At 74.1% G+C, this 13,206-nt stretch carries 11 protein-coding genes; 9 read left to right on the top strand and 2 right to left on the bottom strand.

Features of this window, described 5'->3' with window-relative positions; genetic code table 11:
• From ACW69E_RS19625 to ACW69E_RS19585, 9 genes are all read left to right on the top strand, one after another.
• Window positions 1-1,458, top strand: a complete 1,458-nt coding sequence (locus ACW69E_RS19625; RefSeq protein WP_457499570.1) for an MFS transporter — start codon at window positions 1-3, stop codon at window positions 1,456-1,458.
• Window positions 1,455-2,255 (top strand): maleate cis-trans isomerase family protein, encoded by an 801-nt coding sequence (locus tag ACW69E_RS19620; RefSeq protein WP_457499569.1) that lies wholly within the window; start codon window positions 1,455-1,457, stop codon window positions 2,253-2,255. The genes ACW69E_RS19625 and ACW69E_RS19620 overlap by 4 nt, the downstream gene beginning before the upstream one ends.
• A 114-nt stretch (window positions 2,256-2,369) precedes the next feature.
• Window positions 2,370-3,890 (top strand): AMP-binding protein, encoded by a 1,521-nt coding sequence (locus ACW69E_RS19615; RefSeq protein WP_457499568.1) that lies wholly within the window; start codon window positions 2,370-2,372, stop codon window positions 3,888-3,890.
• A gap of 98 nt (window positions 3,891-3,988) precedes the next feature.
• On the top strand, window positions 3,989-5,128 hold the full coding sequence (locus ACW69E_RS19610; protein WP_457499567.1) for an acyl-CoA dehydrogenase family protein: 1,140 nt from the start codon (window positions 3,989-3,991) through the stop codon (window positions 5,126-5,128).
• Window positions 5,129-5,140: 12 nt separating this feature from the next.
• Window positions 5,141-5,839, top strand: coding sequence for a transglutaminase-like domain-containing protein (locus tag ACW69E_RS19605; RefSeq protein WP_457499566.1), 699 nt, complete (start codon window positions 5,141-5,143; stop codon window positions 5,837-5,839).
• Window positions 5,840-5,873: 34 nt separating this feature from the next.
• A complete protein-coding gene (locus ACW69E_RS19600) occupies window positions 5,874-7,226 on the top strand; it encodes a glycosyltransferase 87 family protein (RefSeq protein ID WP_457499565.1) in 1,353 nt (450 codons plus the stop codon).
• A 135-nt stretch (window positions 7,227-7,361) separates the two neighbouring features.
• Entirely contained in the window at window positions 7,362-8,756 is a 1,395-nt protein-coding gene (locus ACW69E_RS19595; RefSeq protein ID WP_457499564.1) for a glycosyltransferase, read from the top strand.
• Between the two features lie 226 nt (window positions 8,757-8,982).
• On the top strand, window positions 8,983-9,474 hold the full coding sequence (locus tag ACW69E_RS19590; RefSeq protein WP_457499563.1) for a DoxX family protein: 492 nt from the start codon (window positions 8,983-8,985) through the stop codon (window positions 9,472-9,474).
• Window positions 9,471-11,354 (top strand): NHL domain-containing thioredoxin family protein, encoded by a 1,884-nt coding sequence (locus ACW69E_RS19585; RefSeq protein ID WP_457499562.1) that lies wholly within the window; start codon window positions 9,471-9,473, stop codon window positions 11,352-11,354. Before ACW69E_RS19590 ends, ACW69E_RS19585 begins: the two co-directional genes overlap by 4 nt.
• A 67-nt stretch (window positions 11,355-11,421) precedes the next feature.
• Here the strand turns inward: ACW69E_RS19585 and ACW69E_RS19580 are convergent, their stop codons facing one another.
• Window positions 11,422-11,652 (bottom strand): DUF6458 family protein, encoded by a 231-nt coding sequence (locus ACW69E_RS19580; RefSeq protein ID WP_457499561.1) that lies wholly within the window; start codon window positions 11,650-11,652, stop codon window positions 11,422-11,424.
• A gap of 166 nt (window positions 11,653-11,818) precedes the next feature.
• A complete protein-coding gene (locus tag ACW69E_RS19575; protein WP_457499560.1) occupies window positions 11,819-13,108 on the bottom strand; it encodes a M18 family aminopeptidase in 1,290 nt (429 codons plus the stop codon).
• Window positions 13,109-13,206 lie beyond the last annotated feature (98 nt).

Genomic DNA, 13,206 nt, shown 5'->3' with positions numbered 1-13,206 from the left:
ATGACTTCACCGGGTACCACCGGCGCCGCGGCACCCCGCGGCGCCACCCGCGCCGCACTGGCGATCCTCGCCGTGGCGCAGTTCCTGCTCGCCCTCGACTACTCCATCGTCTACATCGCGCTGCCCAGCGTCGGCGACGAGTTCGGCCTGACCGAGAGCTCGGTCCAGTGGGTCGTCAGCGGTTACGCGGTGTTCTTCGCCGGGTTCCTCATCGTCGGCGGACGGGCCTCGGACCGCTTCGGCCCCCGCAACCTCTACGTCGCCGCGATGCTGCTGTTCGGCGTCTCCTCGCTGGCAGGCGGGCTGGCCTCCGACACGGCCGTCCTGCTGATCGCCCGCGGAGCCCAGGGCATCGCCGCGGCCATGCTCCAGCCGGCCGTCATCGCCCTGATCAACACCTCGTTCGAGGCGGGTCCGGCGCGCAACCGGGCGCTGTCGGTCTGGGGGACCGTCGGCGCCTCCGGCCTGGCGGCCGGCGTGATGGCGGGCGGCCTGCTGACCACCGTCTCCTGGCGCTGGGTCTTCCTGATCAACCTGCCCATCGCGGTGCTGTGCGTCCTGGCCGCGCCCCGGCTGCTGCCGAAGTCGACGGCGGTGCCCCGCCGCGGCACCACCCTCAACGTGCCCAACGGGGCGCTGTGCACCGGCACGGTCCTCGCCGCGGCCCTCGGGCTCACCCAGGCGTCCGGCCGGGGCTGGTCCCACTGGAGCACGCTCGCCGGGCTGGGGACGGCGGCCGTCCTGCTGGCCGTGTTCGTGGTGCGGGAGCGGGCCAGCGAGCGGCCGCTGGTGGCCCCGGCGATCCGTCGCACCCGTTCCCTGCTGGTGGGCTGCGGTTCGACCGCGCTCTACATGGCCAGCGTCGGGAACATGTTCTTCGTGGTGACGCTGCTGCTGCAGGAGCTGCGCGGCTACGGCCCGCTCTCCGCGGGACTGGCGTTCCTCCCGATGGCCGTGGCCATCACCGTGGCGAACTCGGTGGCGGCGCGCCTGGTCGACGCGCTGGGAGTGCGGCTGACCCTCACCCTGGCCTTCCTCGCCGACGCCGCCGGCCTGCTGCTGCTCGCGGTCCAGGTGGGCGGGGAGGGCTATGTGGCGCATCTGCTGCCCGGGCTGCTGGTCACCGGCTTCGCGCACGGCGTCACGTACGTGGTGATGTTCATCGCGGGCACGGCCGACGTGGAGGACCGCAACCAGGGCGTGGCGGGCGCGATGATGACGACCGCCCAGTACATGAGCGGTGCGCTCGGCATCGCCGTCCTGGTCCTGGTGCTCGGGATCGATCCCGGTCAGGACGACTTCGGCCGGGCGTTCGTCGCCACGGCGGTGGCCGCCCTCCTCGGCGCCGCGCTGGCGTGGTTCGGCCTGGCGCGCACCTCCGCGGCCCGGACCGGGCGGGACGCCGCCGAGGAGGAGGGCGCGGTCGCCGCCTCCCCCGAGGGGGGGAGGCTGTCATGAGACGGCACTCCTGGGTGGCGCAGCTCGGGGTCCTGGTCATCCACAACGACCCCGTGGTCGAGGCCGAACTGTGGGCCATGGCGCCGGACGGCGTCACCGTCCACGCGGCCCGCTTCGAGAGCCCGACCAGCGGCGGCGCCGAGTACACCGGCACCTCCTGGAAGGAGATGGTGGAGTCGCCGGACATCCGGCGGGGGCTGGGCCAGCTCGGCCGGATGGACCTGTCCGCGATCTGCCTGTGCTTCGGCTCGGCCAGCTTCTTCGGCGGCCCGGAGTTCGACGAGGGCTTCACCGCCGCGGCCCGCGAACTGGCGGGCGGCACCGAGGTGTACACGGCCGGCCAGGCGATCTTGGGCGCCCTCGCCGCCACCGGTGTGGAAAGGCCCCTGGTCGTGGTGCCGCCGTGGTTCACCGCGCCGACCTTCGCCGCCGCGCGCGGCTATCTGGAGGCGGCCGGCAGGAGCGCCGCCGACCTGCTCCAGTACCAGCTCGACGAGGAGTGGCGGGAGGTCCGCCGCCACCAGCTCTTCGACCGCGGGGGCCGCTGGGAGGTGCGCCCCGACGAGGTGTGCCGCCAGGTCGCCGGAGGGTTCCCGGGGGACGCCGACGGCGTGCTGATACCGGGCAGCGGGTTCCGCTCCTTCGAGGCGGTCGAGCCGCTGGAGGACGAGCTGGGCGTACCGGTGGTGACCTCCAACCAGGCGTGCCTGTGGAAGCTGCTCGACCTGACCGGGCTGGACGCCGCAGTGCCCGGGGGCGGCCGGCTCCTGGGCCGCCGGCCGGCCGCCGCGGTGTGAGCCGGCGTGTGAGCCGGCGCCCCGCACCCCCTGCCGAGCCCGCCCGGACGGCCCGCCCCACCGGCCCGTCCGGGCCGCTCCGCCACGCCCGTCCGACGTGAAGGGAAGACCCCCATGCCGTCCCGATCGTTCGTGGAACTCTTCGCCGAACAGGCGCGGACCCGGCCGGACGCCCCGGCCCTGTCCTGGCACGGCCGCGTACTGCGGTACGCGGAGCTGGCCGCGTGGGCCGACGCCGCCCACGCGGAGCTGGTGTCACTGCGGATCGCCGACGGCGCGCCGGTGTGCGTGCCCGCGCGGAAGTCGCCGGAGACCGTCGCGCTCCTCATCGCCTGCTTCCGGGCCGGACGGCGGGTCCTGCTGCCGTCCGCCGGTCTGGGCGCGCAGGCACTCGCCTCCCTGTGCGCGCGGGCGGGCTGCACACACGTCCTGAGCGCCGGCGAGGCCGGCCCGGGGGGCCCTCCCGCCGTCGTGTCGCGCCCGTCCGGCGCCGCGCCGGACGGCGGCGGGGACCTCCCGCCCGGCGCCGGCCTGCTGCTGACCACCTCGGGGTCGACCGGCACGCCCAAGACGGTGGTGCTCGACTCCCTGGGCGCCGACCGCTTCATGTCCTGGGCGGCGGACCGCTTCGGCATCGGCCCCGGAACACGGGTGCTCAACTACGCCCCGCTCAACTTCGACCTCTGCCTGCTGGACGTGTGGGCAACGCTCGCGGCGGGCGGCTGCGCCGAACTCGTCGACCCCGACCACGGGGTGGACGGGGTGCGCCTGGCCGACCTGTGCGTCTCGCGCGCGCCGCACGTGCTCCAGGCGGTGCCGCTGTTCTTCCGGCTCGTCACCGAGGTGGCGGCCGTGCGCGGCCTGGTCTTCCCCGAGGCGAGGGACGTACTGCTCACCGGGGACGCCGCCCCGCCCGGCCTGCTGGAGCGGATCGCCGCGACGTTCCCCGCCGCCCGGCTGTGGAACGTCTACGGCTGCACCGAGACCAACGACAGCTTCCTGCACCGCATCACCCCCGAGGAGATCGGTTCGGGCGGCGCGGTGCCGATCGGCGGGCCCGTCGACGGCGTCGCCGCGCGCATCGTGGACGCCGACGGCCGGACGGTGACCGGCGCGGGCTCGGGGGAGCTGATGGTGGCGACCCCCTTCCAGGCGCACGGCTACCTCGGCCGGACCCCGGACCGGGAGCGGTGGCGCGACGGCTGGTTCCGCACCGGCGACATGGTGCGCCGCGACGAACGGGGGCTGGTGTTCCTGACCGGCCGGGGCGACCACCAGGTGAAGGTCCGCGGGGTGCGCACCAACCTCGCCGAGGTGGAGAGGGTCGTCATGGACCACCCCCAGGTCGGCGAGGCGGCCGTACTGGCGGTGCCGGACGCCGCCGGGGACAACGTCCTGCACGCCGTGGTGCGCCGTACGCCCGGCTCGGGGCTGAACAGCCTCGGACTGCGCGTCCACTGCGCGGCCGCGCTGCCCAGGACCGCGATCCCCGCGGTCTTCGAGATCACGGACGAGCCGCTGCCCGTGACCTCCACCGGAAAGGTGGACCGCAACGCGCTGCGCCGGGCCCGGAGTCCGCGACCGGCCCCCGCACCCGCCCCCGCCCCCGCCCCGGGCGCGGCCGCCACCGCGTGAGCGCGGGGCCGCCCCGCAGGCACCGCCCCGCCGGCACCACGGAGTCGGCGCACCGGTGGAACCGACGGAACCGACGGAACCGACGAAGGAGATGCGCAGTGACAGCGTGGAACGACGAGCAGCGCGAGTTGCGCGCGGCGGCCGAGCGGCTGGGTCCGCTGCTCGGCGAGGGGCACGTCGAGCGGGACGCCGGCGGCGAGTTCTCCGCCGGCGCGTGGAAACTGCTGCGGGAGACGGGCCTGCTGGGGCTGCCCTTCGGCACCGAGTGGGGAGGTCTCGACCAGTCCCTGCCCACCACGATGTACGTGCTGGAGGGGCTGGGCAACGCCTGCCGGGACGGCGGCCTGAGCTTCTCCGCCTCGACGCACATGGTGAGCACGGGCATCCCGCTCCAGCGCTTCGGCTCGGCGGAACTGAAGCGGCGCTTCCTGCCGCGCGTCTGCGACGGCTCGCTGATCGGCGCCCACGCCATCACCGAGCCGGAGGGCGGCTCGGACGTCATGTCGATGCGCACCACGGCGGTGCGCGACGGCGACGAGTACGTGCTGAACGGCGGCAAGGCGTTCGTGACCAACGGCCCGGTGGCCGACGTGTTCGTCGTCTACGCCCGCACAGGCCGGAAGGGCAGCCCGGCGGCGATCACCGCGTTCCTGGTGGAGCGCGGCACACCGGGCCTGTCGGTGGGCCGCCCCATCGCCAAGATGGGGCTGCGCACCTCCCCGCTGAGCGAGCTGTTCCTCGACGACTGCCGCGTCCCCGCGGCCAACGTCGTGGGGTCCCCCGGCGCCGGGTTCCTGATCCTGGACCACGTGATGAAGTGGGAGATCCTGTGCTCCTTCGTCATCAACCTCGGCGAGATGCAGCACCGGCTGGAGCGCTGTGTGGAGTACGCCCGCACGCGCACCCAGTTCGGGCAGCCGATCGGCTCCTACCAGTCGGTCGCCAACAAGATCGTCGAGATGAAGATGGCCGTCGAGACCTCCCGCAAGTGGCTCTACGACACGGCGCACAAGCTCCACTCCGGCAAGAACGCCACCGTCGACATCGCCATCAGCAAGCTGGTGGCCAGTGAGAGCAACGTCAGTACCGCGCTCGCCGCCGTCCAGATCTTCGGCGGCTACGGCTACACGGCCGAGTACGGCCTGGAGAAGGACCTGCGCAACGCGGTCGCCGGAACCATCTACTCCGGCACCTCCGAGATCCAGCGCCAGCGCATCGCGACCATGATCGGACTGTGAGGAGACACCGCCATGACCGCACCGACAGCCAATGACCACCTGCTGCGGGCCACAGAGTTCCTCGACCACGACAGCGACGCCGTACAGGCCCTCGTCCACCGGGTGCTGCCGGACGGCGGCAGGGGGATGAGCGACATCGAGCGGGCCCGCGCCCTCTACTACGAGGTGCGCGACGGCATCCACTACGAGGTCTACGGGGCCGACCTCTCCCGCGAAGGCCTGAGGGCCAGCTCCGTCATCGAACGCGGGATGGGCTTCTGCGTCCACAAGTCCATCGTGTACGCGGCGGCCATGCGGGCGGTCGGCGTACCCAGCCGCCTCTACTACGGCGACGTCCGCAACCATCTGGCCTCCCCGAAGCTGGAGGAGCTGATGGGCGGCCGGGTCTTCACCTTCCACAGCCTCACCACCCTCCTGCTGGACGGGAAGTGGGTGAAGGTGACGCCCGTCTTCAACGCGCTGCTGTGCCGCCTCTACAGGATCAAGCCGCTGGAGTTCGACGGCCGCGGCGACAGCATGTACCACCCCTACGACGAGGAGGGACGCAGGCACATGGAGTTCATCCGCTCGCACGGCGAGTTCGACGACTTCCCCTACGACCTGGTCGTGGGCGGCATACGCCAGGCGCATCCGCGACTGTTCGAGAGCCGCGACACCACGGCCAGGGGCTCGCTCGTCGCCGACGCCGCCGGCCAGGACGCCCCCGCCTGAGCGCGGCGGACCCGGAACCCGAAGAGGCGGCACGATGACCCCGACCCCCGTGTCCCCCGAGCGTCGCAGGGACCGCCGCACGCTGCTCACCTGGTCCGCCGTCGTCGCGGTCTCGGTGGCGCTGGCCCTGGCCGCGTCCTGGATCTACACCCGCGACGACTACTGGAGCCAACGGTGGACGGTCGACCTGACCGTCTACCTGGCCAGCGGCGAGACCGTCCGCGAGGGCGCCTCCCTCTACGACCTCGTCATCATCTCCCCCCTGTACGGGGAGATGCCCTACCTGTATCCGCCCCTGACCGCACTCCTGTTCTTCGTCCCCCTGTCCTTCCTGCCCGTGGGCGCCGCCTCGCTGGTCTGGAACAGCGCCTCGCTGGTGGCCCTCGGCGCCGTGGTGTGGCTGTCGCTGGGCATCGCCGGCGTGCGCGACGACCGGACCCGGTCGGTGCTGACCGTCGTCGGCCTCGTCCTCGCGGCCTGCCTGCTCCCCGTGCGGATCCAGCTCATAGCGGGCCAGATCAACATGTTCCTGCTGCTGCTCGTGCTGCTGGACTTCAGCCGCCGCTCCGACCGCCTGCGAGGGGTCGGCATCGGCATCGCGGCGGGACTGAAGATCACCCCGCTGATCTTCATCGTCTACCTCGTCGTCACCCGGCGCTGGGCCGCGGCCCGCAACGCGCTGGCCGCCTTCCTGGTCACCGTGGCCGTCGGCTTCATGGTCCTGCCGGGGGACGCGGCACGGTACTGGGGCGGCCTGGTGTTCCACTCCTCCCGCGCGGGCGGCGTCTTCGACACCCCCAACCAGTCCCTGGCCGGCGCGATGGCGCGGGCGCTGTCCAGCGAGCAGTTCGCCGCCTGGTGGCTGCTGGTCATGGCGGTGGTCGGGCTGTGGGGGACGGCCGTGGCCCTCTTCGCGTTCCGCCGCGGCTTTGACCTCCTGGGGTTCTCGGCGATCGCGGTCACCGGCCTGCTGGTCTCGCCCGTGAGCTGGGAGCACCACTGGGTCTACGTGATCCCGCTGCTGATCTGGCTGGCCGTCCGGGCCCACCGGACGCGTTCCCTGCCGCTGGCCGCGGCCACGGCGGTACTGGTGGCCGTCTTCACCATCCGGGTCTTCATGCTCGTGGGCATCCAGGAGTCCCCGCCGGCCCCGATGGCCCTGGCGGCGTGGGAGCAGGTCGTGGCCGCGTCGTACCCGCTCACCGGTCTCGCGCTGCTCGCCCTCGGGCCCCTGTGGATCAGGAGGAACCTGCCGGAGGCGGACGGCGCCGTGCCCCCCGCCTCCCCCGCGTCCTCCGCGGACGGCACCGGGCAGGGCCGCGCCCCGAAGGGGCCCGGGGAGGGCGGGGACACCGTCCACGAGCGTGCCGGAGCCGGCACCACCTGACAGAGCGGGCACGGAGCCGGGCACCGATCCCGCGCTCCTCCGCGGAGGCGACGGAAGGGCGGGGGCCGAACGGCCCCCGCCCTTCCGGCTTCGACGCGGCAGACCCGCACGTCCACCGCACCCACACGAGGAGTCATGGTGAACACCTCCCACGGCACCACCGCCGCCGGAGCCGCCGGACGGCCGGCCACCCCCTCTCGGCCCGCACCCTCCGAGTCCGTCCCCTCCCAGCCCGCCGCCCCTGAGCCCGCCGTCCCCGAGCCGGCCGCCTTACGGCCGGGGCCGTTCCAGAGCTCCGTCCGCTTCCCCCGCGCCGCCCGGGGCACCGCCACCGTCGAGATCGTCGTCCCGGTGTACAACGAGGAGCGGGCCCTGCCCGGCTGCCTGCGCACCCTGCACGCACGGCTCCGCGACGAGCTGCCCTACCCCTGGCGCATCACCGTCGCCGACAACGCCAGCACCGACCGCACCCTGGAGGTGGCCCGCGAACTGGCCACCGAGCTGCCGGGCGTGGGGGTGGTCCACCTGGACCGCAAGGGGAAGGGGGTGGCGCTGCGCACCGTCTGGGGCGCCAGCGACGCGGACATCGTCGCGTACATGGACGTGGACCTGTCGACCGGCCTGGACGGTCTGCTGCCCCTCATAGCCCCGCTGGCCAACGGCCACTCCGACCTGGCGATCGGCAGCAGGCTGGCCCCGGGCGCACGCACCCTGCGCGGGCTGCGCCGCGAGTTCGTCTCCCGCTCGTACAACGCGCTCATACGCCTCACCCACGGCGTCCGGTTCAGCGACGGCCAGTGCGGCTTCAAGGCGGCCCGGACCGAGGTGCTGCGGCCACTGCTGGAGCTGACCCGGGACGACGGCTTCTTCTTCGACACCGAGCTGCTGCTGCTGGCCGATCACAACGGCCTGCGGGTGCACGAGGTGGCGGTCGACTGGGTCGAGGACCTCGACACCCGGGTCGACCTGGTGGGCACCGCGGTCAAGGACCTGCGGGGCCTGTGGCGCGTGGCGCGGATGAAGTCCGCGGGGGAGGCGGTCGCGGAGCTGCCGCCCCGCCCCGGACCGGTGGCCGAGCACCCCGACGCCGTCGTCGCGGACCGGGGCGGCCGCGGTGCCCTGACCTGGGAACTGAGCTGCTTCATCGCCATCGGGATCGCCTCGACGGTCGGGCACGCCCTGCTCTACTGGCTGCTGCGGACCTGGTGGCCGCCGCTGGTGGCCAATCTGGTGGCGCAGACGGTCCTCACCCTCGCCAACACCGAGGCGAACCGGCGGCTGACCTTCCGCGGGTCCGCCACGGGCCCGGTCCGCGCCCACGTCGGCGCCGGGCTGCTCTTCGTGTTCGGCTATCTGCTGACGGGGGCCGCGGTCCTGGGCTACCGGCAGATCGCGGACGACCCCACCCCCGCCGCGGAGGCACTGGTGCTCGCCGCCGCGTACGTCACGGTCACCGTGGTGCGGTTCCTGGTGCTGCGGCTGGCCGTGTTCGCCCGCCGGACACCGAAGGCCGCCGGGCCGCCGCGCTGAGGCGCCCGCGGGTGGCGGCCGCACCGGAGCCCCGGCGCGGCCGCCGCCCGCGGGGCCCGGAGGGGGCGGCAGGGGGAGGAACGTACTCGCGAGTGGTCTGGACAACCAGCCCGCGCATGGCTACGTTGCGCTAGGTCTAGACCAATGCCCGGCGGTCGGCACCGCCCGGCCACACCTCGTCGCATGTCCGGAAAGCTCGCGGACCCCCCACCCCCAGGAGCGCACCATGCGAAGGAAGACCCCCACCGCCCCGGCCGTCCCGGCCGCCCCCCTGACCCTCCTGGACGGGAGCCGCGACCACGTCGTCGCGCTCTTCCGCGTCGTCGTCGGCCTCCTCTTCGCCTGCCACGGCGCGGCCACCCTCTTCGACGTGCTCGGCGGCCCGCACGGCGGCCGCGTACCGGACATCGGCCAGTGGCCCTCCTGGTGGGCCGCGGTCATCCAGCTCGCCGGCGGCATCCTGGTGGTGGCGGGCCTGTTCACCCGGACCGCGGCGGTGGTCTGCTCCGGCTCGATGGCCTACGCGTACTTCGTCGTGCACCAGCCCGAGGGCCTGTTCCCCATCGAGAACGGCGGCGAGCCCTCCGCGCTGTTCTGCTGGGCCTTCCTGCTGATAGCCGCCCTCGGCCCCGGCCGCTGGTCGCTGGACGCCCTCCGCACGGGCCGCGGGGAGCCGCGCGAGGACGCGCGCGGGACCTTGACACACTGGGGGGCATGAACAACCCAGCCTCCGCCGCCCCTCGCCGACGTGCCCGTGTCCGTGCCCCCGAGCTGACCGGCAAGGGGGGCTGGCTCAACACCGGCGGCAAGGAGCTGACCCTGGCCGACCTGCGGGGTCGCATCACCGTCCTGGACTTCTGGACCTTCTGCTGCGTGAACTGCCTGCACGTCGTCGACGAGCTGCGCGAGCTGGAGGAGAGGCACCGGGACACCGTGGTGGTCGTCGGCGTCCACTCGCCCAAGTTCGTCCACGAGGCCGAGCACCAAGCCGTCGTCGACGCCGTCGAGCGCTACGGGGTGCACCACCCCGTCCTGGACGACCCCGAGCTGGCGACCTGGAAGCAGTACGCGGTGCGCGCCTGGCCCACCCTCGTCGTCATCGACCCCGAGGGGTACGTCGTCGCCCAGCACGCGGGCGAGGGGCACGTCCACGCCATCGAGAAGCTGGTGACGGAGCTGGAGGCCGAGCACGAGGCCAAGGGGACGCTGCGGCGCGGCGACGGACCCTACGTTCCGCCGGAGCCGGAGCCGACCGACCTGCGCTTCCCCGGCAAGGCGCTTCTCCTGCCCTCGGGCAACCTGCTGGTCACCGACACCACCCGGCACCAGCTGGTGGAGCTGGAGCCGGACGGCGAGACGGTGGTGCGGCGCGTCGGCGAGGGGACGCGCGGGCTGGCCGACGGCCCGGAGGAGAAGGCCCGCTTCAGCGAGCCGCAGGGCCTGGCGCCGCTCCCGGACGGCAGGGTGGCCGTGGCCGACACCGTCAACCACGCGCTGCGGGCCTGGGACCCGGCGAGCGGCGAGGTCACCACGCTCGCCGGCACGGGCCGCCAGTGGTGGCAGGGCTCGCCGACGGCCGGGCCCGCGCGCGAGGTGGACCTCTCCTCGCCGTGGGACGTGGCCTGGTGGGAGGGCCGGCTGTGGATCGCGATGGCGGGCGTCCACCAGCTCTGGGCGTACGACCCGGAGGCGGGGACGGTCGCGGTCGCGGCGGGCACCACCAACGAGGGTCTGGTGGACGGCCCGGCGGAGCAGGCGTGGTTCGCGCAGCCGTCCGGGCTCGCGGCGGCCGGGGACCGGCTGTGGATCGCCGACTCCGAGACCTCGGCGCTGCGCTGGGTCGAGCGTGCCGCGGACGCCGGGAACGGCGCGGACGGCGAGGGCGGTGACGGCGGCGGGTACGTGCTGCGCACGGCGGTCGGCACCGGCCTGTTCGACTTCGGCCACCGCGACGGGGCGGCCGGCCAGGCACTGCTCCAGCACCCGCTGGGCGTCACCGCGCTGCCGGACGGATCGGTGGCGGTCTGCGACACCTACAACCACGCCCTGCGCCGCTACGATCCGGCGAGCGGCGAGGTCACCACGCTCGCCACGGATCTGCGCGAGCCCTCCGACGCCGTCCTGGTGGAGGACGACATCGTGGTCGTGGAGTCCGCCCGCCACCGGCTGACCCGGCTGCGGCTGCCCGAGGAGGCGGTACGGGTCGAGTCCGTCGCCCACCGCACCCGGCGCGAGGCGACCGAGGTGGCGCCGGGGGCGCTCCGGCTGGACGTGGTCTTCCAGGCCCCGCCCGGACAGAAGCTGGACACCCGCTACGGCCCCTCCACCCGGCTGCTGGTCAGCTCCACACCGCCGGAGCTGCTGGCGGACGGGGCGGGCCAGGGCACCGACCTGAGCCGGGAGCTGGTGCTCGCCGACGGCGCGACCGAGGGTGTGCTGCACGTCTCGGCGATGGCCGCCTCCTGCGACGACGATCCAACCAACGAGTACCCGGCCTGCCACGTGCACCAGCAGGACTGGGGTGTGCCCGTGCGCGTCACGGCGGACGGCGCCTCCCGGCTGCCGCTGGTGCTGGCGGGACTGGACGGCGACGCGTAGCCCCGGAGCGCGCCCGCGCACACGTCCGGCGCACACGCCTCGCGGACGCCTTCCCGCGGGCGCCGCGTCAGGCGCGCCACTGGTGGCGGTGGTTCTCCTCGACGACCGGGGCCGCCGGGCTCGGCGGCTGCACACGGCGGCGCTTGAAGATGGCCACGTAGGATGCCAGCCCGATGAAGCCGACCGCCATGAGGATCAGGCCGATCACATCGAGGTTGACCCCGGAGATCTCCCAGCTCACCCCGAAGGTCAGGATCGCGCCCACCGCGATCAGTACGATGGTCAGTGCCATGCCCATGAAGAACCGCCTCCGTCCGGCTGGTTGAGGGCTCGTTCAACCAACCGCGTACCCGTGGGCGGGACTTGCATTCCGGGCGCCGCGCGGACCCCGGCCGTCACGGCCGCCCGGCTGTCCCTGACGGCCTGTCGCGGACCGCCGCGGGAGAGGCCGGCCCGCCTCCCCGTCAGGCCTCCAGAAAGGCCGTCAGGGCGTTCGCCAGCAGGAACGGGTCGTCGGCGCCGCACAGTTCGCGGGCGGAGTGCATCGACAGGATCGCCACACCGATGTCCACGGTGGCGATGCCGTGCCGCGCGGCGGTGATGGGGCCGATCGTCGTGCCGCAGGGGACGGCGTTGTTGGAGACGAACGACTGCCACGGCACCCCGGCCCGCTCGCAGGCGGCGGCGAAGACGGCGCGGCCGGTGCCGTCGGTGGCGTAGCGCTGGTTGACGTTGACCTTGAGGATCGGGCCGCCGTTCGGCATCGGGTGGTGGCCCGGCTCGTGGCGTTCGGGGTAGTTGGGGTGCACGGCGTGGCCGGTGTCCGAGGACAGGCAGACGGTGCCCGCGTACGCCCGCGCGCGGTCCTCCGGGCCGCCGCCGCGGGCGAGGACGGAGCGCTCCAGCACGTTGCCCAGCAGCGGGCCGTCGGCGCCGGTGTCGGACTGGCTGCCGTTCTCCTCGTGGTCGAAGGCGGCCAGCACCGGGATGTACGGCAGGTCCCCGTCCCCGGCGGCCGCGATCAGGGCGGCGGCGCCGGCGTGGACGGAGAGCAGGTTGTCCATGCGCGGTCCGGCGAGCAGTTCGCGGTCGCGGCCGAGGTAGGCGGGCGGCTCGACGCCGTGGACCATCAGGTCCCAGCCGGCGATGTCGGCGGCGTCCAGGCCGGCCTCGGCGGCGAGGAAGTCCACCAGATCGCCCTCGCGGGGCTCGCCCAGGCCCCAGACCGGCGTCATGTGGCGCTGGCGGTCCAGCTTCAGGCCGCTGTTGGCCTCCCGGTCGAGGTGGATGGCGAGCTGGGGGACGCGCAGCAGCGGGCGGTCGACGTTCACCAGGCGGGTGGAGCCGTCGCGCAGGGCCAGCCGTCCGGCCAGGCCCAGGTCGCGGTCGAGCCAGGTGTTGAGCAGGGTGCCGCCGTAGATCTCGACGGCGACCTGCCGCCAGCCGGCCGCGCCGGTGTCCGGCACGGGCTTGACGCGCAGGTTGGGGGAGTCGGTGTGGGCGCCGACGATCCGGAAGGGGGTGGCGGGCGTGGCGCCCTCGGGCACGTACCAGGCGATGATCGCGCCGCCGCGCAGCACGTACCGGCCGCCGCCGTCGCCGTCCCAGGCGTCGGTCTCCTCCAGCCGCCGGAAGCCGGCCTCCTCCAGCCGCTCGGCGGCGTTCGCGACCGCGTGGTACGGGGTGGGCGAGGCGGCGAGGAAGGAGGCCAGGTCGTCGGTGTGGCCACGGTCGAAGCGGCTGGGAGTGCTCATGCGCCCAGCATACGAACGGCGGGGGCCCCGCTCCCCCCTGACCTGGGAACGGGGCCCCCGCCTGCCCGGCGTCCGCCCGCCCCCGAGGACGGGCGGAC

The sequence above is a fragment of the Streptomyces sp. SS8 genome (genome assembly GCF_054072955.1).
Note: the sequence above shows the minus strand (reverse complement) of the source record. Positions and strands in the feature narration are given on the sequence as shown.